20 protein-coding genes are annotated in these 20,366 nt (G+C 72.5%); 11 read left to right on the top strand and 9 right to left on the bottom strand.

The features are described 5' to 3' along the window. Window positions 1–3: 3 nt before the first annotated feature. From ACFQQI_RS16720 to ilvC, 5 genes are all read left to right on the top strand, one after another. Window positions 4–420 carry a VOC family protein gene (locus ACFQQI_RS16720; RefSeq protein WP_378565831.1) on the top strand — a complete coding sequence of 139 codons (417 nt, stop codon included), beginning with the start codon at window positions 4–6 and terminating at the stop codon, window positions 418–420. Further along, entirely contained in the window at window positions 417–1,100 is a 684-nt protein-coding gene (locus tag ACFQQI_RS16715) for a 4a-hydroxytetrahydrobiopterin dehydratase (RefSeq protein WP_378565828.1), read from the top strand. The genes ACFQQI_RS16720 and ACFQQI_RS16715 overlap by 4 nt, the downstream gene beginning before the upstream one ends. Before the next feature lie 181 nt (window positions 1,101–1,281). Next, a complete protein-coding gene (locus ACFQQI_RS16710) occupies window positions 1,282–3,090 on the top strand; it encodes an acetolactate synthase large subunit (RefSeq protein WP_378565825.1) in 1,809 nt (602 codons plus the stop codon). After that, complete coding sequence (ilvN, locus tag ACFQQI_RS16705; RefSeq protein ID WP_378565823.1) at window positions 3,087–3,641, top strand: acetolactate synthase small subunit; 555 nt, start codon at window positions 3,087–3,089, stop codon at window positions 3,639–3,641. The genes ACFQQI_RS16710 and ilvN overlap by 4 nt, the downstream gene beginning before the upstream one ends. Window positions 3,642–3,682: 41 nt before the next feature. Then, window positions 3,683–4,711 (top strand): ketol-acid reductoisomerase, encoded by a 1,029-nt coding sequence (gene ilvC, locus ACFQQI_RS16700; RefSeq protein WP_378565819.1) that lies wholly within the window; start codon window positions 3,683–3,685, stop codon window positions 4,709–4,711. Window positions 4,712–4,945: 234 nt separating this feature from the next. Here ilvC and ACFQQI_RS16695 read toward each other — a convergent pair whose 3' ends face one another. Together ACFQQI_RS16695 and macS are read right to left on the bottom strand one after the other, a co-directional pair. After that, window positions 4,946–5,587 carry a response regulator gene (locus tag ACFQQI_RS16695; RefSeq protein ID WP_378565816.1) on the bottom strand — a complete coding sequence of 214 codons (642 nt, stop codon included), beginning with the start codon at window positions 5,585–5,587 and terminating at the stop codon, window positions 4,946–4,948. 159 nt (window positions 5,588–5,746) lie between these two features. Next, window positions 5,747–6,874: a MacS family sensor histidine kinase gene (gene macS / locus ACFQQI_RS16690; protein WP_378565813.1), complete on the bottom strand. Its 1,128-nt coding sequence runs from the start codon at window positions 6,872–6,874 to the stop codon at window positions 5,747–5,749. 74 nt (window positions 6,875–6,948) lie between these two features. On the opposite strand from macS, the gene ACFQQI_RS16685 reads away from it, so the two are divergent. The 3 genes from ACFQQI_RS16685 to ACFQQI_RS16675 are packed head-to-tail and all read left to right on the top strand — an operon-like array spanning window position 6,949 to window position 9,757. Next, window positions 6,949–7,239, top strand: coding sequence for a YiaA/YiaB family inner membrane protein (locus tag ACFQQI_RS16685; RefSeq protein ID WP_378565810.1), 291 nt, complete (start codon window positions 6,949–6,951; stop codon window positions 7,237–7,239). 45 nt (window positions 7,240–7,284) lie between these two features. After that, the gene (locus tag ACFQQI_RS16680) at window positions 7,285–9,042 is read left to right on the top strand and encodes an ATP-binding protein (RefSeq protein WP_378565807.1); all 1,758 of its coding nucleotides are present in this window, start codon (window positions 7,285–7,287) and stop codon (window positions 9,040–9,042) included. A gap of 40 nt (window positions 9,043–9,082) precedes the next feature. Next, window positions 9,083–9,757, top strand: coding sequence for a DsbA family oxidoreductase (locus ACFQQI_RS16675; protein WP_378565804.1), 675 nt, complete (start codon window positions 9,083–9,085; stop codon window positions 9,755–9,757). On the opposite strand, the gene ACFQQI_RS16670 is transcribed toward ACFQQI_RS16675, so the two are convergent. Further along, window positions 9,736–10,284: a GNAT family N-acetyltransferase gene (locus ACFQQI_RS16670; protein ID WP_378565801.1), complete on the bottom strand. Its 549-nt coding sequence runs from the start codon at window positions 10,282–10,284 to the stop codon at window positions 9,736–9,738. The genes ACFQQI_RS16675 and ACFQQI_RS16670 overlap by 22 nt on opposite strands. Before the next feature lie 12 nt (window positions 10,285–10,296). Next, entirely contained in the window at window positions 10,297–11,844 is a 1,548-nt protein-coding gene (locus tag ACFQQI_RS16665) for an ABC-F family ATP-binding cassette domain-containing protein (protein ID WP_378565798.1), read from the bottom strand. Window positions 11,845–12,053: 209 nt separating this feature from the next. Here ACFQQI_RS16665 and serA point away from each other — a divergent pair, with 209 nt between their 5' ends. Beyond that, a complete protein-coding gene (gene serA / locus ACFQQI_RS16660) occupies window positions 12,054–13,640 on the top strand; it encodes a phosphoglycerate dehydrogenase (RefSeq protein ID WP_378565796.1) in 1,587 nt (528 codons plus the stop codon). Between the two features lie 18 nt (window positions 13,641–13,658). On the opposite strand, the gene ACFQQI_RS16655 is transcribed toward serA, so the two are convergent. Together ACFQQI_RS16655 and ACFQQI_RS16650 are read right to left on the bottom strand one after the other, a co-directional pair. Further along, window positions 13,659–14,465 carry a hypothetical protein gene (locus ACFQQI_RS16655; RefSeq protein WP_378565794.1) on the bottom strand — a complete coding sequence of 269 codons (807 nt, stop codon included), beginning with the start codon at window positions 14,463–14,465 and terminating at the stop codon, window positions 13,659–13,661. Window positions 14,466–14,528: 63 nt separating this feature from the next. Continuing rightward, window positions 14,529–16,097, bottom strand: coding sequence for an MFS transporter (locus ACFQQI_RS16650; protein ID WP_378565791.1), 1,569 nt, complete (start codon window positions 16,095–16,097; stop codon window positions 14,529–14,531). A gap of 89 nt (window positions 16,098–16,186) precedes the next feature. Between ACFQQI_RS16650 and ACFQQI_RS16645 the strand changes: the two genes are divergently transcribed. Next, complete coding sequence (locus ACFQQI_RS16645; RefSeq protein ID WP_378565788.1) at window positions 16,187–16,789, top strand: TetR family transcriptional regulator; 603 nt, start codon at window positions 16,187–16,189, stop codon at window positions 16,787–16,789. Between the two features lie 3 nt (window positions 16,790–16,792). Here ACFQQI_RS16645 and ACFQQI_RS16640 read toward each other — a convergent pair whose 3' ends face one another. Both ACFQQI_RS16640 and ACFQQI_RS16635 read right to left on the bottom strand, forming a co-directional pair. Continuing rightward, window positions 16,793–17,998 (bottom strand): MFS transporter, encoded by a 1,206-nt coding sequence (locus ACFQQI_RS16640; RefSeq protein WP_378565785.1) that lies wholly within the window; start codon window positions 17,996–17,998, stop codon window positions 16,793–16,795. Next, complete coding sequence (locus ACFQQI_RS16635) at window positions 17,991–18,512, bottom strand: MarR family winged helix-turn-helix transcriptional regulator (protein ID WP_378565782.1); 522 nt, start codon at window positions 18,510–18,512, stop codon at window positions 17,991–17,993. Before ACFQQI_RS16635 ends, ACFQQI_RS16640 begins: the two co-directional genes overlap by 8 nt. A gap of 115 nt (window positions 18,513–18,627) precedes the next feature. On the opposite strand from ACFQQI_RS16635, the gene ACFQQI_RS16630 reads away from it, so the two are divergent. Next, window positions 18,628–19,506: a slipin family protein gene (locus ACFQQI_RS16630; RefSeq protein ID WP_378565779.1), complete on the top strand. Its 879-nt coding sequence runs from the start codon at window positions 18,628–18,630 to the stop codon at window positions 19,504–19,506. A 9-nt stretch (window positions 19,507–19,515) separates the two neighbouring features. Here the strand turns inward: ACFQQI_RS16630 and ACFQQI_RS16625 are convergent, their stop codons facing one another. Beyond that, window positions 19,516–20,325, bottom strand: a complete 810-nt coding sequence (locus tag ACFQQI_RS16625; protein WP_378565776.1) for an SGNH/GDSL hydrolase family protein — start codon at window positions 20,323–20,325, stop codon at window positions 19,516–19,518. Between the last annotated feature and the right edge of the window lie 41 nt (window positions 20,326–20,366).

Below are 20,366 nucleotides of genomic sequence, written 5' to 3'. Positions count from 1 at the left end.
GCCGTGGACCAGCGGCTCAGCTTCGTCACGCTCGCCGTCCGCGACCTCGACGCCAGCCGTGCCTTCTACCTCGACGGGCTCGGCTGGGAGGCCGCGCTCGACGTACCCGGCGACGTCCTGATGATCCGGCTCGGCGAGCACCTGCTGCTGTCGCTGTGGGTGCGGAGCGAGTTCGAGGCCGAGGTCGGCGAGATCCGGGACGGACCCGGGCTGGCGCCGATCACGCTCGCCCACAACGTGCCGACCCGCGAAGAGGTCGACGCCGTGCTGGCGACGGCCCGCGCGGCGGGCGCCGACCCGGTGCAGGACGGCCGGGAGCGGGCGTGGGGCGGCTACACCGGCTACTTCGGCGACCCCGACGGCTACCGCTGGGAGATCGCGTACAACCCCGGACCGATCGGACAGGTGGTGCTTCCATGACCGACCCCAAGCAGGTGCTGCGTTACCCGGACGTCGTGGCCGAGGGCCTCGACGACTGGCGCTTCTTCCTGATGAAGCTGCACGCCCGGTTCCGGACCGGCAGCTTCGTCAAGGGCCTCGAGCTGGTCACCCGCATCACCGAGGCGGCCGAGGAGGCCAACCACCACCCCGACGTCGTGCTGACCTACCCGCAGGTCGACGTCGACCTGCAGAGCCACGACGTCCGCGGGGTCACCAGCCGCGACGTCGCCCTCGCGCGCCGGATCTCCGAGATCGCGGCCGAGCTCGGCATCGAGGCCGCGCCGCGGGATGTCTCGACGCTCGAGCTCGCGCTCGACGTACCGGACGCCGCGCAGGTGCAGCCGTTCTGGGCGGCCGTGCTCGGGTACGCCGAGGTCGAGGAGTGGTCGGAGGTCCAGGACCCCGGCGGCCGCAACAACACGCTGTGGTTCCAGGAGGCGCCCGGAGCGACCGGGGAGGTCCAGCAGCGGTTCCACCTCGACATCGTGGTGCCGCGCGAGGTGGCCGAGGAGCGCGTCGCGGCCGCCGTCGCCGCCGGGGGCACCCTCGTCAGCGAGGACGACGTGCCGTCGTTCTGGGTGCTCGCCGACGCCCACGGCAACAAGGTCTGCGTGTGCACGGCCGACGGCCGCGAGCCCGGGGACGCCGACAAGGAGTGAGACTGCCGTCCCGGATGTTGGGACGCCTGTCACACTCGGATGCGAGCGGGCGCGTCATGCGGCTAGCGTGGTGCCATGCGCCAGGACATTCTTGTACGCACGCGACGTGTGAGCTGAGTCGAGCCGACTCCAGCGCGCACGTCGACCCCTCGCCGCCCACGCCGGGCCGAGGGGTTTTTTGTTGGTCAGGCACGGCAGCACCCGAGCAGGAAGTCCAGAAGAGGAACAAGTGATGAGCGAGCAGATGACAGGCGCGCAGAGCCTGATCAGGTCGCTGGAGGCCGCCGGCACCACGGAGATCTTCGGCATCCCGGGCGGCGCGATCCTCCCGGCGTACGACCCCCTCATGGACTCCTCGATCCGCCACATCCTGGTGCGCCACGAGCAGGGCGCCGGCCACGCCGCGCAGGGGTACGCCGCGGCCACGGGCCGGGTCGGCGTCTGCATGGCGACGTCGGGCCCGGGCGCGACCAACCTGGTCACGCCGCTGGCGGACGCCCACATGGACTCGGTGCCGATGGTGGCCGTGACCGGCCAGGTCGGCGCCGCGGCGATCGGCACCGACGCCTTCCAGGAGGCCGACATCCGCGGCATCACGATGCCGATCACCAAGCACAACTTCCTGGTCACCGACCCGGCGGAGATCCCGCGGACGGTCGCGGAGGCGTTCTACATCGCCTCCACCGGCCGACCAGGTCCGGTCCTCGTCGACGTCGCGAAGTCGGCGCTCCAGGCGATGACGACGTACGCCTGGCCCAACGAGCTCAACCTCCCCGGCTACCGCCCGGTGACCCGGCCGCACTCCAAGCAGATCCGTGAGGCCGCGCGGCTCATCCTCGAGTCGCGCCGTCCGGTGCTGTACGTCGGCGGCGGCGTCATCCGCGCCCGCGCTGCCCAGGAGCTGCGCGTGCTCGCCGAGCTCACCGGCATGCCGGTCGTCACCACGCTGATGGCGCGGGGCGCGTTCCCCGACAGCCACCCGCAGCACCTCGGCATGCCCGGCATGCACGGCACGGTCGCCGCCGTCGCCGGCATGCAGAAGTCCGACCTGATCATCAGCCTCGGCGCGCGGTTCGACGATCGCGTCACCGGCAACCTCGACTCGTTCGCCCCGGGAGCGAAGGTCATCCACGCCGACATCGACCCGGCCGAGATCGGCAAGAACCGTGCGGTCGACGTCCCGATCGTCGGCGATTGCCGCGAGGTGATAAGCGACCTCGTCGTCGCGCTCAAGACCGAGGCCGACGCGGGCCACATCGGTGACTACGAGGCGTGGATCGCCTACCTCGCCGGCATCAAGACGACCTACCCGCTCGGCTACGACCGGCCCGACGACGGCAGCCTCGCGCCGCAGTACGTCCTCGAGCGGCTCGGCGCGATCGCCGGACCCGAGGCGGTGTACGCCGCGGGCGTCGGCCAGCACCAGATGTGGGCCGCGCAGTTCGTCGGCTACGAGCACCCGAACACCTGGATCAACTCCGGCGGCCTCGGCACGATGGGGTACGCCGTACCGGCCGCGATGGGTGCGAAGGTCGGCCGCCCCGACGCCACCGTGTGGGCGATCGACGGCGACGGCTGCTTCCAGATGACCAACCAGGAGCTGGCCACCTGCGCGATCAACGACATCCCGATCAAGGTGGCGGTGATCAACAACGAGTCGCTCGGCATGGTCCGGCAGTGGCAGTCGCTCTTCTACAACGAGCGCTACTCCAACACCGACCTGCACTCGAAGCGGATCCCCGACTTCGTGAAGCTCGCCGACGCCTACGGCTGCGTGGGCCTCGCGTGCGAGAGCCCCGACGACGTCGACGCCACCATCAACAAGGCGATGGAGATCAACGACGTGCCGGTGGTCGTGGACTTCCGGGTCCACCGCGACGCGATGGTGTGGCCGATGGTCGCCGCCGGCACCAGCAACGACGAGATCAAGTACGCGCGCGACCTCGCACCGAAGTTCGACGACGACGCAGACCTGGAGCTCCGGCCGTGACCAGTCCTCTCAACACCAAGCACACGCTGTCGGTCCTCGTCGAGAACAAGCCCGGCGTTCTGGCCCGCATCGCCGGGCTGTTCAGCCGCCGCGGCTTCAACATCGACTCCCTCGCCGTGGGCCCGACCGAGCACCCGGAGATCTCCCGGATGACGATCGTCGTCGACGTCGAGCAGTCCCCGCTCGAGCAGGTCACCAAGCAGCTCAACAAGCTCGTCGAGGTGATCAAGATCGTCGAGCTCGACGGCGCCGCGTCGATCAACCGCGAGCTGCTGCTCGTCAAGGTCAAGGCCGATGTCGAGGCCCGCGGACAGGTGCTGGACGCCGTCCAGCTCTTCCGCGCGAAGGTCGTCGACGTGGCCCCCGACGCGATCACGATCCAGGCGGTCGGCAACGCCGACAAGCTCGGCGACCTGCTCCGCGTGCTCGAGCCGTTCGGCATCCGCGAGCTGGTGCAGTCGGGGATGGTCGCGATCGGTCGCGGCTCCCGTTCCATCTCCGAGCGCACCCTGCGCCCGGTCACAGTGCCGGCTCCGCCAGCCGTGGGCTGACGCAAGTACTCCAGTAAGACAACGAAGAAGGAGAAGCCCCAGTGGCTGAGATGTTCTACGACGACGACGCCGACCTCTCCCTGATCCAGGGCAAGAACGTCGCGGTCATCGGCTACGGCAGCCAGGGCCACGCCCACGCGCTGTCCCTGCGCGACTCGGGCGTCGACGTCCGCGTCGGGCTGCAGCCGGGCTCGAAGAGCCGCGCCAAGGCCGAGGCCGAGGGCCTGCGGGTCCTCACGCCCGCCGAGGCCGCGGAGGAGGCCGACGTCATCGTCATCCTCGCGCCCGACCAGCACCAGCGGAAGCTGTACGCCGAGGAGATCGCGCCCCAGCTCGCCGAGGGCGACACCCTGGTCTTCGGCCACGGCTTCAACATCCGCTTCGGCTTCATCGAGCCCCCGGCCGGCGTCGACGTCTTCATGGTCGCCCCGAAGGGCCCCGGCCACCTGGTCCGTCGCGAGTACGTCGACGGCCGCGGCGTGCCGGTGCTCGTCGCCGTCGAGAAGGACGAGTCGGGCAGCGCCTGGCCGCTCGCGCTGTCGTATGCGAAGGCCATCGGTGGCCTGCGCGCCGGCGGCATCAAGACGACGTTCACCGAGGAGACCGAGACCGACCTGTTCGGCGAGCAGGCCGTGCTGTGCGGCGGCGCCTCGCAGCTGGTCATGTACGGCTTCGAGGTCCTCACCGAGGCCGGCTACCAGCCCGAGGTCGCCTACTTCGAGTGCCTCCACGAGCTGAAGCTGATCGTCGACCTCATGTACGAGGGCGGCATCGCCAAGCAGCGCTGGTCGGTCTCCGACACCGCGGAGTACGGCGACTACGTCTCCGGCCCGCGCGTCATCACGCCCGACGTGAAGGCCAACATGCAGGCGGTCCTCGCCGACATCACGAACGGCTCGTTCGCCCAGCGCTTCATCGACGACATGGACGCCGGCTCGCCGGAGTTCAACGAGCTGCGCAAGAAGGGCGAGCAGCACCCGATCGAGCAGACCGGTCGCGAGCTCCGCAAGCTGATGGCCTGGGTGAAGTCCCACGACTCCGACTACACCGAGGGCACGGCCACCCGCTGATCAGGGCCGCGAAGCGGACCTGATCGTCGGTGGTCGTTTCGACGGGCTCAACGCAAGGAGCAAGCGGCGCGACTGAGCTCGCGAAGTCGCGACCCGCGTGTCGAGACCCGGTGACGTGCCCACCCTTCCGGTCGGCTGACACCTCGCCGGGCCTCGACACGCGCCGTCGGGTCCGCTGGCGCGTCCCCGGGCGCTTGCTCGACCACCATCAGCGGGTCCGCTGGCGCGTCCCCGCTAATCGTCGAGGCCGCGCTCGATGGCGTAGCGGGTGAGCTCCACGCGGTTGTGCATCTGCAGCTTGCGCAGGGTGTTCTGCACGTGGTTCTGCACGGTGCGGTGCGAGAGCACCAGCCGCTCGGCGATCTGCCGGTAGGACAGCCCCTTCGCGACCATCCGGAGCACCTCGGTCTCCCGGTCGGTCAGGCCCGGCTCGTCGGGGTCGTGCTGCGGCGCGTCCGAGATCCGCTGGAACTCCCCGAGCACCAGCCCGGCGAGGCCGGGCGTGAAGACCGGGTCGCCCCGCGCGGTGCGGCGTACGGCGCCGAGCAGCTCCTCCCGGGACGCCGACTTCACGAGGTAGCCCGTGGCGCCCGCCTTCACCGCCGCGAGCACGTCGGCGTGCTCGCCCGACGCGGAGAGGATGAGCACGCGGATCGACGGGTCCTGCTCGACGACGGCCGCGGTGACGGCGACGCCGTCCGGCTCGGGGATCTGCAGGTCGAGCACCACGACGTCGGGGCGCGCCGCGGGGAACCGCGCCAGCGCCTCGCGCCCGGTCGCGGCGACGGCCACGACCTCGAGGCCGGCCTCGGCCAGGTCGCGCTCGACGGCGTCGCGCCACATCGGGTGGTCGTCGACCACCATCACCCGGGTCATGACGACGACCCTAGGGCGTTGCCCCCGATTCAAGGGCCTGCTGCGCGCCGCCCATCACGCACTCTCGCGGCGTTGCCGTCGCTCGGAAGACGACCGAGTCTGCCTTCGCTCCGGCGCCTTGCGACAGCACGTCCTGGACGACGCTCGCGACGGCCCGAATCAGGAACCACGCCCTAGGGGCACGACGATCTCCCACTCCGTGCCGAAGGAGCCCGTCGTCAGGTCGGCGGTGCCGCCCAGCTCGGCGACCCGGCCGCGGATCGACTCGGCCACCCCGAGGCGGCCCTGCGCCGCGGCCTGCTCGAGCCGCCCGGTCGGGATGCCCGGGCCCTCGTCGCGCACCGACAGCTCGACCCGGTCGGGGAAGGCCTGGAGCAGCACCCATGCGGGCGCGTCCTCGCCGACGTGGTTGCGGACGTTGTCGAGGCAGGCGCTGGCCGCGGCCACCAGCTCGCGGGCGGTCTCCGCGGGCAGCTCGACGGGCGCGCCCGGCGTCGAGACCGTCACCGCCGCGCGGCGCTCGAGCCGGGCCAGCTCGGCGGCCACGTCGACCGTGCCGGCGCTCCGCGGGCCTGTCACGTCGTCCTGGGCCCGGATCAGCGCGCGCAGCTCGCGCTCCTGCTCACCGGCGAGCCGCCCGAGCTCCGCCGCCTCGCCGCCGAGCTCGCGGCCGCGTCGCTGCACCAGGGCGAGCACCTGCAGCACCCCGTCGTGCACGGCGCGCGCGAGCCGGGCCCGCTCGGCCGCGATCGCAGCGGCCCGCTCGGCCTCGTCGCGCTCGGTGGCCAGCTGCTGCAGCGAGCCGCACACGAAGCCGAGGACCGTGCCGCCGACGACGAGCAGGAACGCGTTGCCGTAGTCGGACCGGTCGATGTCCTGCCGCGCCAGGTCCGCGGCGGCGAGCGCGAGCCCGGCCACGAGCCCGCCGATCCAGCGGTAGCGGATCGACCAAGCCGCCAGCGCCGCGACGATCCAGAAGCTGGGCACGCTCGTCGTGACGTCGTCCACCATCACCAGCGGGCTCGCGAGCAGGATCGCGACGGCGAGCCCGAGGTCGGCGACCAGCAGGAGCGGGGTACGCCGCCGCGGCTCGGCGTACGCCCACGTCGCGAAGCCGGTCCACGCGGCCATCACCACGACGCACGCCGCCCCGACGGCCGGGCTCCGGAGGTCGTCGGACCGCACGATGATCAGGGCCATCGTGTTCGCGAGCAGGACGAGCCGCAGCACGGCAAGCGCCCGGAACAGCCGGTTCTCGACGGCGATCGCGGCGGGGGACGTGCTCACGTGCCGCAGTGTGACACCCGAGATGAGTATCCGTACGGATGTGGCGGCCCGTGCCCGCCGCCGAGACTCGTGCCATGGACACAGCCACCCACACCCCGAAGAACACCACCGCCTTCTACGCCCAGTCCGCGATCGCGTTCGGCCTGGCCCTCTTCACGATGCTGGTCGCCATCTACTACCTGCCGGGCGACGCCTGGCCCAAGGCCTTCCTCGCCCTCGGCACCGTCTTCCTCACCACGTCGTCGTTCAGCCTCGCCAAGTGCGTGCGCGACGCGCAGGAGAACCAGTACGTCGTGTCGCGGCTCGACCAGGCCCGCGTCGACCGGATCCTCGCCGAGCACGATCCGTGGAAGGAGGCGAGCTGAGCGGATGAGCACCGGCTGGCTTCCCCGGGACGCTAGTTTCGTCCCGTGGGACCCGACGCGCCGAGGAGCACCTCCGACCACGCGACGTGGTCGGACTCCTCGGCGCGTGCCGTGCTGCAGCTGATGGTCGAGTCGGTCGCCGAGATGGTCGGCTTCGAGGTCGCCGCGCTGTCGGTGGTGCTCGGCGACGACCTGGTGACGCTGGCGTACACCGGACCGGAGGAGCACCGCGCCTTCATCGAGGAGAGCGATCCCGCGGCGGTCATCGAACCCGTGCTCGCTCGGGCGACCTCCTGGGGACCGCGACTGCGGTTCGTCGAGGCGACGGCGATCGAGGACCTCGACGGCCACTGGGTCCGGATCGAGCAGGTCCCCACCGAGCAGCCGGACGCCTGGCAGCCCGACGACGGCCTGCTCGCCGTGCTCAGCAACGACGACGGCGAGGTGATCGGGATCCTCTCGGTCGACCGCCCGTCCTCGGGTCGCCGGCCGGACGAGCGGCAGCGCAGCCTGCTGGAGCGGTACGCCGCGCAGGCCGAGCGCGCCGTGCTCACGGCGTTCGAGCGGGAGGCACTCGTCCGGCAGGTCGCCCACGCGGAGTCGGCCCGCCGGCTGATCCGGTGGGCGTCCCGACCCACCCACGGGTCGCTCGAGGACGTGCTGCGGCACACCCACGGACCGCTGGTCCAGGGGTTCGACGCCCGCGGGTCGTGGCTCCACGTGCTCCAGCCCGACGGTCCGGGAGTCGGGGTCCTCCGCACGGAGGACGGCGAGCCGCTCGAGATGTTCCCGGACGTCATCGACCACATCGAGAGCATCGCGCCGGACCTGTGGGCCGAGCAGCGCCCGATCGTGATCGCCACGGAGAGCATCCCGCGGGACATCGCCCCCGGGGCCGCCGAGCACCTCCAGCGGCGCAACGTGTCGTCGATCCTCGGCGTCGCGCTCGGGGTCGGCGACGAGTGCGTGGGGTTCATGGCGCTGACCCGGCAGGCCGACCAGCAACCGTGGGCGCACCTCGAGATCGAGTCCGCGCTCCAGATCGGCCACGACCTCGGCGCCGCGCTCATGACGGCGCGGGCGCTGGAGCGCGAGCGCGAGCTGGTGCGCGAGCTCCAGCAGGTGGACGACCACCGCAGCCAGCTGGTCGCGACGCTGTCGCACGAGCTGCGGACGCCGCTCACGGTGATCTCCGGCAACCTCGAGCTGCTCGGGGGCATGGACCTCGACCCGGAGGCCGCCCGCTACCACGGCGCGATGAGCCGCGGCGCCCACCGGATGGGGAAGGTGGTCGACGACCTCCTGCTGCTGGCCCGGGTCAGCAACCCGCACCACCCGCTCCAGCGGGTGCCGGTCGACCTGCACACGGTCACCCGCGACGTGGTCTCGTTCGTCGAGTCCACCGCGCGGTCCAAGGGCCTCACGCTGACCGTAGACCTCGCGCCGGACCCGCTCGTGGTGCCGGGGGACGCGGTCGAGCTCGACCGGCTCGTCGGCAACCTGGTCAGCAACGCCGTGAAGTACACGCCGCCCGGCGGCGAGATCACGGTCACGGCGGCGCGCCGCGACGACCAGGTCGTGCTGGACGTCGCCGACACCGGGCTCGGCATCTCCGACGACGACCAGCAGGGCCTCTTCCGGGCGTTCTTCCGGACCAGCAACCCCGAAGCGCTGCGCGAGTCCGGCACCGGCCTCGGCCTGGCGATCGTCGCCACGATCGTCGAGCGGCACGACGGCACGATCGAGGTCGGGTCGCGGCTCGGCGAGGGCACGACGTTCCGGGTCACCCTCCCCGCCGCCTGAGCTCGGGACTAAACCCCGGCGCCTGGACGTTGCGCGCGTCGTGAGGATCGAGATCTGGAGTGACGTCGTCTGCCCGTGGTGCTTCGTCGGGAAGCGGCGTCTGGAGTCGGCCCTGGCCGAGTTCCCGCAGCGCGACGAGGTCGAGATCGTCTACCGCTCCTTCGAGCTCGACCCGAGTGCGCCGCGCACTGCCGATTCCCCGGGAGGCCACGACCTGTCGACCTCTGTCATCGCGAAGAAGTACGGCCGCAGCGAGGCCGAGATGCGCCAGATGCAGCAGCAGCTCGTCGACCTGGCCGCGGTCGAGGGGCTGGACCTGAAGCTCTTCGACACCGTGCACACCAACACCGTCGACGCGCACCGGCTGCTCCACCTGGCGCTCGAGAGCGGGGGACCGGCCGTCCAGCGTGACCTGAAGGAGGCGCTGCTCTCGGCGTACTTCCTCGACGCGCGGGACGTCGGGGACCACGAGGTCCTGGTCGCCGCCGCGGTGTCGGTCGGGCTCGACGAGGCCCGGGTCCGCGAGGTGCTCGCCGGCGACGAGTACGCCGACGCGGTGGCCGCCGACGTCGCCCAGGCTCGCGCGTACGGCGCGACGGGCGTGCCGTTCTTCGTCCTCGACCAGAAGTACGCCGTCTCCGGGGCCCAGCCGCGCGAGGTCTTCGCCGAGGCCCTGCGGCAGGCGCACGCCGGTCAGGCGCTCTTCGAGGCCTGAGCCTTCGCCCACTGCTCCGCGGTGATCGCGAAGCAGGCCGACTCGCCCTCGTACCACTTCTCCACGATGCCGCGGTCCTCGAGGCCGATCCGGCGCATCACGGCCTGCGACGGCCAGTTGTCGGTGTGGCTGACCGCGATGATCTCGGGGAGCCCGGCGGCGAAGCCGTGGGCGAGGACCGCCGCGGCCGCCTCGCTCGCGTAGCCGTGGCCCCAGGAGTCCGGGTGCAGGTGCCAGCCGATCTCGACCTCGCCGTGCTCGGCGTCGGGCAGCGTCAGCAGGAGCACGGTGCCGACCACCACCCCGTCGGCGACCCGCTCGATCGCCCACATGCCGAGCGGCGGCTCGTTGCGCACGGTGTTGAAGCGGTCGATCCGGGCGTGCGCCTCGTCGAGGTCCTTCATCAGCACCGGCTCCCCGTCGCCGAGCCACTTCACGACCTCGATCCTGCTGAGGATGTCGAGCAGCCGCCCGGCCTCCTCGTGACGCCACGGGCGGATCAGCAGGCGCTCGGTCTCCACGTGCATGTCGGCAGCCTGTCAGTCGTCGGTGCCGGGCGCCTCCGGATTTCCGAGGTCGACGATCCGGTCCACGCCGATGTCGTCGAGGAACGCCGCGTCATGGCTGACCACGACCAGCGCCCCGCGGTAGGACTCCAGCGCCGAGACCAGTGCGTCGTACGACGCGAAGTCGAGGTTGTTGGTCGGCTCGTCGAGCAGCAGCAGCTGCGGGGCGGGGTCGGCCAGCAGCAGCGCGGCGAGCGTGGCCCGGAAGCGCTCGCCGCCGGACAGGTCCCCGACGGTCCGGTCGGCGGCGCCGCCGCGGAAGAGGAAGCGGGCCAGCCGCGCGCGGATCGTGTTGGTGTCCGCGCCCGGGGCGCGCCGGGCGACGTTGCCGTAGACGGTGTCGTCGGGATCGAGCACGTCGAGCCGCTGGGGGAGCAGCCCGACCGGCACCTGGGCCTGGGCGACGAGGCGATGCAGCAGGGTGGTCTTCCCCGAGCCGTTCGGTCCGATGATCCCGATCCGTTCGGGCCCGCTGATCGCGAGCTCGCCCTCGAGCACGACCCGGCCGCGGTAGACCTCGGTGCCGGGGAGCTCGATCCGGATCTCGCGGTCGTCGCGCAGGCGCGCCTCCGCCTCACCGAGCCGGTCCCGCGCCTGGCCGACCCGGTCGTCCTGCACGCGCCGGAGCCGGGCGGCCGACTCCTCGGCCTGCTGCTTCTTGGCGTTGATCGCGGCCTTGCCGAGTCCCGTCGTCCGCTCGGCCTTCGCGGCCGTGCGCTTGCGGACGGCCAGCTGCCGCTCGGCCTCGACCCGCTCGTTGCGCTGCCGGCGCAGGTCGGAGCGGGCGCTGGTGACCGCCTGGCGCGCGGCCTCCTGCTCGGCGGCGACCTGGGCGGCGTACGACGAGTAGCCGCCGCCGTACCACCGCACGGCGCCGCCGCGGAGGTCGCCGATGCGGTCCATCCGCTCGAGCAGCTCGCGGTCGTGGCTGACGACCAGCATCGAGCGGCTCCAGCCGTCGACGACGTCGTAGAGGCGGTGGCGTGCGTCGGCGTCGAGGTTGTTGGTCGGCTCGTCGAGCAGCAGCACGTCCGGCCGACGCAGCAGGAGCCTGGCCAGGCCGAGCTGGGTGACCTCGCCGCCGGAGAGCTCACCGAGCCGCCGGTCGAGCACGTCGGGCGGGAGTCCGAGCCGGGTGAGCTCGGCGACCGCCCGCTCCTCGACGTCCCAGTCGTCGCCGATCGTCTCGAAGTGCGCAGGGTCGACGTCACCCGACTCGACCGAGCGGATGGCACGTCGTACGGCGCCGATGCCGAGGAACTCCTCGACCGGCTGGGCGACGTCGAGCGTGAGGTCCTGCGGCAGGTAGGCGACCTCGCCGGCCACGGTGAGGTGGCCGGACGTCGGCCGCAGCGCCCCGGCGATCAGGCGCAGCAGCGTCGACTTGCCGGCGCCGTTGACGCCGACGAGGCCGGAGCGGCCGGGGGAGACCAGCAGGTCGAGGCCGGTGAGGACCGGGGTGCCGTCGGGCCAGGCGAAGCCGAGGCCGGACGCGGCGATGACAGAGGTGGGTGCGGGCATGGCGGAGCTCCAGGAATGAGGTGGTGGTCGAGGGACACCTCAGAGCTCCAAGAGAACCTGCCTGCGGGAGGGGATGGGACCCGACGAGGATAGGTGGCGTCGTCAGGCGGACGCCACTCGATAAGTCCGCGTGGTCGGGTAGTGTCGCGAACGAGCACAGCGTCGTGCCGCATGGCCGTCCAGCCGACACCTCGAGGAAACGCATCGCTGTGAACCTGCCCGTCGTACTCATCGCCGAGGAGCTGAGCCCCGCCACCGTCGAGGCGCTCGGCCCCGACTTCGAGATCCGCCTCTGCAACGGCGCGGACCGCGACGAGCTGCTCGCCGCCATCGCGGACGTCGACGCCCTGCTCGTGCGGTCGGCGACCAAGGTGGACGCCGAGGCGCTCGCCGCCGCTCGCCGCCTCAAGGTCGTCGCCCGTGCCGGTGTCGGGCTCGACAACGTCGACGTCCGGGCCGCCACCCAGGCGGGCGTCATGGTCGTCAACGCGCCGACCTCCAACATCGTCTCGGCCGCCGAGCTCGCCGTCGGGCTGATGCTCGCGGCGGCCCGCCACGTCTCGCCGGCCCACGCCGCGCTCCGGATCGGGGAGTGGAAGCGCTCGCGCTACACGGGCATCGAGCTCTACGAGAAGACCGTCGGCATCGTCGGCCTCGGCCGGATCGGCGTGCTGGTCGCGCAGCGCCTCACGGCGTTCGGCATGCGCGTGATCGCCTACGACCCGTACGTGCAGGCCGGCCGGGCCGCCCAGATGGGGGTGCGCCTCGTCGACCTCGACACGCTCCTCGCCGAGGCGGACTTCATGTCGGTCCACCTCCCGCGCACCCCGGAGACCGTCGGCCTGATCGGCGCCGAGCAGCTCGCGAAGGTGAAGCCGTCGCTGGTGCTCGTCAACGCCGCACGCGGCGGCATCGTCGACGAGGCGGCGCTGCACGGCGCGCTCAAGGAGGGCCGGATCGCGGCCGCCGGCCTCGACGTGTTCGCGGTCGAGCCGTGCACCGACAGCCCGCTGTTCGAGCTCGAGAACGTCGTCGCCACCCCGCACCTCGGCGCCTCCACGCACGAGGCGCAGGAGAAGGCCGGTCTCGCGGTCGCCCGGTCGGTGCGGCTCGCGCTGTCCGGCGAGCTGGTGCCCGACGCCGTCAACGTCCAGGGCGGCGTGATCGCCGAGGACGTCCGCCCCGGCATCCCGCTGACCGAGAAGCTCGGCCGGGTCTTCACCGGCCTCGCCGGTGAGGTCGCGCAGCAGGTCGACGTCGAGGTGCGCGGCGAGATCACCGACTACGACGTCAAGGTGCTGGAGCTCGCGGCGCTCAAGGGGATCTTCGCCGACATCGTCGAGGAGCAGGTCTCGTACGTGAACGCCCCGCTGCTCGCCGCCGAGCGCGGCCTGGCCGTCCGGCTGGTCACCGACCCCGACAGCCCCGACCACCGCAACCTGATCACGATCCGCGGCACCCTGGCCGACGGGTCGGCGATCTCGGTGAGCGGCACGCTGGTCGGCATCGGCCAGCGGGAGCGGCTGGTCGAGGTCAACGGCTTCGACGTCGACATCGAGCCGACCCAGCACCTCGCGTTCTTCACCTACGAGGACCGCCCCGGCATGGTCGGCACCGTCGGCGGCATCCTCGGCGAGGCCCGCGTCAACATCGCCGGCATGCAGGTCTCCCGCCAGACCCGCGGCGGGCTGGCCCTGGTCGCCCTCTCGGTCGACAGCGCCATTCCCGCCGACACCCTCGATGACATCCAGGTCGCGATCTCGGCGTCCGCCGCGCGGGCCGTCAGCCTGGTCTGACGCCCGTCGGGGGCAGGCTCAGGCGTGCCCGCTGAGCTGTGCCAGCCGCACCGCGAGCGCGTCGACCATGGCGTTGGCGCGCTTCGTCGGGAGAGAAGACCTGGCGCCGTCGACCTGGCTCGACACGGGGAGCACGTCGATCGAGAGCTTCGCCCCGCCTGCCAGGGCCCGCAGCGCGTCGACCTTGTCGCCGAAGGGTGAGCCGCTGCCCGGCGAGTAGTAGTGCACGACCTCGTCGACGTCGTCGGGGTAGAGGTCGGTCTTCGTCACCGCGATGACGAGCCAGATGGGCTTGTCGCGGCGCACCGCCATGGAGGCGATGCGGTGCGAGGTGATCGTCCAATCCTCGAGCTCCGCAGCGAGCTGCTCCTCGCGAGCGGCGGTCGCCGTACCCGTCGTGCCGGCCGTACGCCGCGGCGTCGCGTGGCCGTTCGCGACCACGTGGATCACGCCGTCGACCGGCTCGTCGTGGAACACCTCGTCGAGGGCGCCCAGGCGGGTTGCCGCGTTGTCGCCCGGCACCACCAGGAAGCGGAAGCCGTGCAGCCGGGGAGAGCGCCGCGTCCGACGCTCCATCACGGCCGAGCCGACCTCCGTCGCGTCCGCGCCGGTGCCGCGTCGCGTGAGCCGGTCGACGAGCTGGCTCTTGCCGACCCCGGTCATCCCGGTCACGGCCACCATCGGGAAGCGGCGCCGGAAGAGCCGGCCCATCCGCTCGGGCACAGCTGCCAGGCCGGTCAGCACCCCGCCGGCCACGGTCGCACCAATGGCGGTGCGTCCCGGGCCCGGCAGGATCGTCCGGAGTCGTGACGGTGTGCCAGACACGCAACCTCCTCGGGACGCGGTTCGGGAGCCAGGCGGCACGTTGAGCCTACGTGCCGCCCGGGCTCAGCCGACCACCACCCGTTCGGTGCGGTCCGTCCCGGACTCCGGCTCCGTCGCGACGGCCTCCTGCGTCCGGGACGGGGCCCGGAAGGCGACGACCACGGCGCCGACCGCCAGCACGGCCGCGGCGATGAGGAACGCCGTACCGGTCGCGTCGACGAAGGACTGCTGCGCCGCCCGGACCAGCTGGTCCCCGCCGGGCCCCATCGCCGCGAGCTGGTCGGTGCCGTGGGTCACGAAGGCGATCGACGACTCGGCTGCGTGCGCCGCGTCCGGCGGCAGCTGGTCGGTGGCGCCCTCGAGCCCATCGCGGTAGCCGGCGCTCAGCGCACTGCCGAGCACCGCGATCCCGAGGACGCTGCCGAGCTCGCGCGACGTGTCGTTGACCGCGGAGGCGACGCCCTGCTGGGAGTCGGGGAGCGCGGAGACGATGGCCGTGGTGGCGGGGGTGCCGGCGAGCCCCATCCCGGCGCCGAAGACGACGGTGCCCAGCGCGAGGTGCCAGTACGGCGTGTCCAGCGACAGCGTCGACAGGATCAGCATGCCGACGGCGCTCAGGCCGAGGCCGAGCACCACGACCCGGCGCGTCCCGACGTGGGCGGCGATCACCGGGGCGCGACGCGCCAGGGGGATCACGACCGCGGGCAGGGGCAGCAGGCATACGGCCGCCATCAGCGGCGAGCGCCCCTCGACGTACTGCAGGTACTGCATCACGACGAAGAAGAACCCGAACGTGCCGAAGAACTGCACCGTCAGCGCCAGCGCCCCGGCGCTGAAGCCGCCGAGGCGGAAGAGGCGCGGGTCCAGCATCGGCTCGCGGCGACGCAGCTCCCAGAGGACGAACGCGATCAGGGCGAGGGTGCCGACCACCAGGGTGGTCAGGGTCAGGTGGTCCGTCCAGCCGCGCTCGGGGCCCTCGATGATCGCGAACACGACGCCGACGACGCCGACGAGCGACAGCAGGGCGCCCACCGGGTCCACGCTGGGGGCGCGCTCGTCGCGGGAGTTCGGGACCACGGCGAGCACGCCCGCGACGGCGACGGCGGCGAGGGCCACGTTGAGGCCGAAGAACGAGCTCCAGGTGAAGAACTCCAGCAGCGTGCCGGAGACCAGCAGGCCGAGCACGGCCCCGCCGCCGGCGACGCCGACCCAGACGCCGACGGCGCGCCCCTTCTCCTCGGGCGGGAACGAGCTCGTGATGACCGACAGGGTCGCCGGCATGATCGCCGCGGCCCCGACGCCCATGACGGCACGGAGCGCGATGAGGGCGGTGGGGTCGTTGGTCGTCATCGCCAATGCCGCGCCGGCGCCGAACGTGAGGAGGCCGAAGAGCAGCACGCCGCGACGGCCGTACCGGTCGCCGAGCGCGCCGAGGGGGAGCAGCAGGCCGACGAACGCGAGCGTGTAGGCGTCGACGATCCAGGTGAGCTCGGTCTGGGTGGCGCCGGAGTCGACGGCGAGGTCGGGCAGGGCCACGTTGAGGCCGCTCACGGCGGACACGACGATCACGAGCGCGAGGCACACGACGGCGAGCACGGCCCTGCGGCGGTGGGGTGAGAGGTGGGTCGACATGGGGAGCTCCAGGTGCGGAAGGGGCTGTTGCCAAGAATTCTGCACCCGTTGAATTCAACACGTCAAGAATTTTCTGGCACGATGTGCTCATGACGACCACGAAGCGGGGTCGGCGCGCCGGCGACAGCGGCACGAAGACCGCCATCCACGAGGCAGCGCGCCGGCTGTTCGGGACGGAGGGGTACGACCGCACGTCCATCCGCCGGGTGGCGATCGAGGCCGGGGTGGACCCCGCCCTCGTCGTGCACTACTTCGGCTCGAAGCTCGAGCTCTTCGCCGCCGCAGCGGAGCTGCCCGCTCCGCCGGAGCTTGTCGTCACCCGTCTGCTCGACGGTCCTCGACGCTCGGCGGGCGAGCGGCTCGCGAGGTTCGTCGTCGAGACGCTCGAGTCCGAGGACGGTCGGCAGCGGATGCTCGCGGTGGTCCGGGCGGCGTCGTCGGAGCCGGAGGCTGCGCGCCTGCTCCGCGACCGGATCAGCGTGGACCTGCTCGAGCCGGTCGCGGCCGGGATCGGCGGCGACCACGCGGCGTACCGCGCCTCGCTCGTGATGCTGCACGTCGTCGGCCTGGCGATGGCCCGCTACGTCGTCGCGGTCGAGCCGCTCGCGTCGCTCCCGCCCGAGGCGGTCGTCGCCGAGCTGGCTCCACGCCTCCAGACCTGCCTGACCGGCCGGCTCGCGGGCGTCGAGTGAGACTCAGCGGACCGGGGCGGCCGTGCACTCGTGCCCGGCCAGTGCGACGCGGCGGCGGCGGCTGGGCGGGCAGAACGGCAGGGCCGCGCCGCAGGTCACGGCGGCGATCGCCAGCGCCGTCGCGTGCCCGCTGTGGTCGATGAGGACGCCGGCGACGATCGGGCCGACCAGGGTGCCGAGCGTCAGCGCGGTGCTCACCGCCGCGAGCCCGGCGGCCGGGTGCTCGTCGAAGACCCGGGCGCTCCACACACCGTGCGCGGCGATGACCGCGGCGAAGAAGGCGCCGAAGAGCGCCGAGGCCACGAGCGCCGCGGCCACGTCGGCGGTGGCGGCGCCGAGCAGCGCCAGGGAGAGACCGAGCAGCGCGGTCGACCCGAGGTAGGTGATCCGGAGCCCCAGGCGCTCGAAGGCGACCCCGCTCAGGGAGCCGAGCAGCATGGCCGCGCCGCAGACGGCGTACACGATGCGGGCCGGCGTCGCGGCCATCCCGGCCTGCTGCATCGCGTCGACGTTGAAGACCCACCACACGGAGCTGCCCGCACCGATCAGGACCGCCGAGACCAGCAGCGGCCGCGACCGTGGGCAGAGGAACCAGCTCGGGCTCAGCTGGGGCCGGCGGAGCGGTACGTCGTCCCGCGCCGGCGCCAGCCTCGTGGCCGCGATGCCGGTGACGACGGCGATCACGACGAAGCTCGCCCACACGAGCCGCCACTGGTCGCCGGCGAGGATGGCCACCGGCCCGGCCAGCACCACGCCCCACCCGGTGCCGGAGCTGATCGTCGACCACACGACGTCCCGGCGCGGTGCATCGACGTGCCGGTCCACGATGTCGGCGTACGGCGGGAACGCCATGCCGGCCGCGGCTCCGGCGACCAGCACCCCGATGGCGACGGCCCAGGCGCCGCCAGCGACGGAGATGACCGCCATCCCGAGCGCAGCCGATACCGCGGCTCCGGCGACGGCGACCCGCGAGCCGAACCTCGCCGCGAGGGGGGCGACGGCGGCGTTCGCCACCAGGTAGGCGAGGTAGCCGAGGGAGGAGATCAGGCCCGCGGCGCCCGGGCCGATGCCGAGGTCGGCCTTCATGTCGGGGAGCAGCAGGCCGTAGCCGTAGCGGGCGAGCCCGAAGGTCACCGCGATCATCGCGGTGCCGGGCACCAGGACCGTCGCCGTGGCGACGGGGCGGGCGTTCGTGCGGACGTCAGTCATCGTGCTCCTCCTGGTTCGTGGTGTGGGCGAGTGGGCAGTCGTGCCCCGCGGCGCGGCAGGCGGAGCGGTCGCAGAGACGGCACGTGCGCAGGGCGGTCGGCAGGACGTCGGTCGACGCCCCCACCAGCTGCTCCAGGGCGAGCTCGAGCTGCGCGCGGACTTGGTCGTCGAGCGGCGCCAGGCTCGCGGTCAGCACGTCGTGGCGAGCGCGGATCATCCGCTGCGCGGCGGCCTCCCCGGCGTCGGTGAGCCGCAGCCGGCGCTGCCGGTTGTCGGTGCCGGGGGAGCGGGCCACCCAGCCGGCCGCGACCAGCCGGTCGACCAGCCGGGTCGCCCCGGAGCTGGTCAGCGCCAGCACGTCGCCGAGCCACGACACCGTCTGGTCGGGCTCGGCGTGCAGGGTCACCACCGCGGCCTGGTCGGAGGGCGACATCCCGACCTCCCGGCCCGCGGCCGTCATCCGGTCGGCCACGGTGAGCGACCAGGCTCCCAGCAGGTTCTCGAGGCGTGCCATCGGTCCATGGTGCGCCTATTGCCTGACTCAGTCAAGTAATTTTTGGAATCATCCGAGAGGACTACGTGCGCGGCGTACTCTCGAAGGTGAGGCGCGCTCCTGCGTGGAGGTAGCCGTGGACATCGTCTGGATCGTGTTGGCGTCATTGCTGGTGCTGGCCGTCGTCGGCTGGCTCGCGACCGCGCGCGTGGTCAAGCAGGTCGAGCGGGGCGTCGTCTTCCGGCTGGGCCGGGCGCAGCCCCAGCCCCGCAGCCCGGGCCTGACCCTGCTCGTCCCCGGCGTCGACCGGATGACCCGGGTCAACGTGCAGGTGGTGACCCTGCCGGTCCCCGCGCAGGACGGCATCACCCGCGACAACGTGACCGTCCGGGTCGACGCCGTCGTCTACTTCAAGGTGATCGACCCGTTGCGGGCCGTCGTCGAGGTGCAGGACTACTCGTTCGCCATCCTCCAGGTCGCGCAGACGTCGCTGCGCTCGATCATCGGCAAGAGTGAGCTCGACGACCTGCTGTCCAACCGCGAGCACCTCAACCAGGGCCTCGAGGTGATGCTCGACAGCCCGGCCGCGTCCTGGGGGATCGAGATCGACCGCGTCGAGATCAAGGACGTCGCCCTGCCCGAGACCATGAAGCGGTCCATGTCGCGCCAGGCGGAGGCGGAGCGTGAGCGGCGGTCGCGGATCATCACCGCCGACGGCGAGTTCCAGGCCTCGCAGCGGCTCTCGGAGGCCGCGGCCGCGATGGCCGAGACGCCGGCGGCGCTCCAGCTGAGGCTGCTGCAGACGATGGTCGAGGTGGCCGCGGAGAAGAACTCCACGCTCGTGCTGCCTTTCCCCGTCGAGATGCTGCGCTACTTCGAGGCCATCGCGACCGGTACGCCGGCCGCACCGCGTGGTCCGGAGCGGATCGACGACCGGGATGGCGACCGGCACGACGACCCGTCGATCCTGCAGTACCCCGAAGCGCCCCCTGCCGAGCGCGCCGACTCGACCTGACCTGACTCCTCAGCGGAGCAGGGACGGCTTCAGCGCGCTCGTCACGGCGGCCGTGTAGGTCTCGTAGCCCGCGGCGTTCGGGTGGAAGGCGCCCGGGTCGGTCGGCCCGAGGACCCACGGCTCCGCGGCGTTCGCGCCGTGCCCGAGGAAGCGCTTGGTGACGTCGACGAACTGGAAGCCGTGCGCGGCCGCGGCGTCGGCGAGTGTGGCGTTCAGCAGGTCGGCGCCGTCGTTGAGCGCCTGCTGCTCCGCCGCGGACGCGCCGAGGAACGCGCCGTACTCGGGCGAGAAGAGTCGCGGGTAGCCGGTGACGACGACGTGCGCGTCGGGGGCCGCTGCCGCCACCTGCCCGTAGAGCGCGTCCAGCCGTCCCGGCAGCAGCGTGGTGATCCGGGCGGTCACCGCGTCCCGTGCGGCCTTGCAGTTCGCGTCGGTCGAGCCCAGGCATGCCACGACGGCCGTGGACCAGTTGGTGTCGTTGCCACCGACGCTGATCGTCACCAGGTCGGTGTCCGCGTCGAGCGCTCCCAGCTGGCCTCCGGACACCAGGGTCAGCGTCGTCGCCCCCGCGCACGCGACGAAGTCGTCCAGGGCGATGTGCTTGCGGCCGTCGAGCTGCTCGGCGTACGCCGCGGCAGAGCGGCCGCACGTCGCGCTGTAGGGCGGGACGCCGAAGCCCGACCCGTAGGAGTCGCCGAGGGCGTCGTAGACGACCGGGTCCGGCTTGTCGGCGGACGCGGTGGCGAAGACCACGGAGGACGCGGCGATGGTCAGGACGGCGGCGGCGGTGCCTGCGGCACGCGACAGATGACGGATCACAGGTCTCAGGTACTCCGCCAACCGGGTCGTCGTCAATGGTC

The organism is Nocardioides sp. GCM10030259 (assembly GCF_042666375.1).
Lineage (GTDB): Bacteria > Actinomycetota > Actinomycetes > Propionibacteriales > Nocardioidaceae > Nocardioides.
Note: the sequence above shows the minus strand (reverse complement) of the source record. Positions and strands in the feature narration are given on the sequence as shown.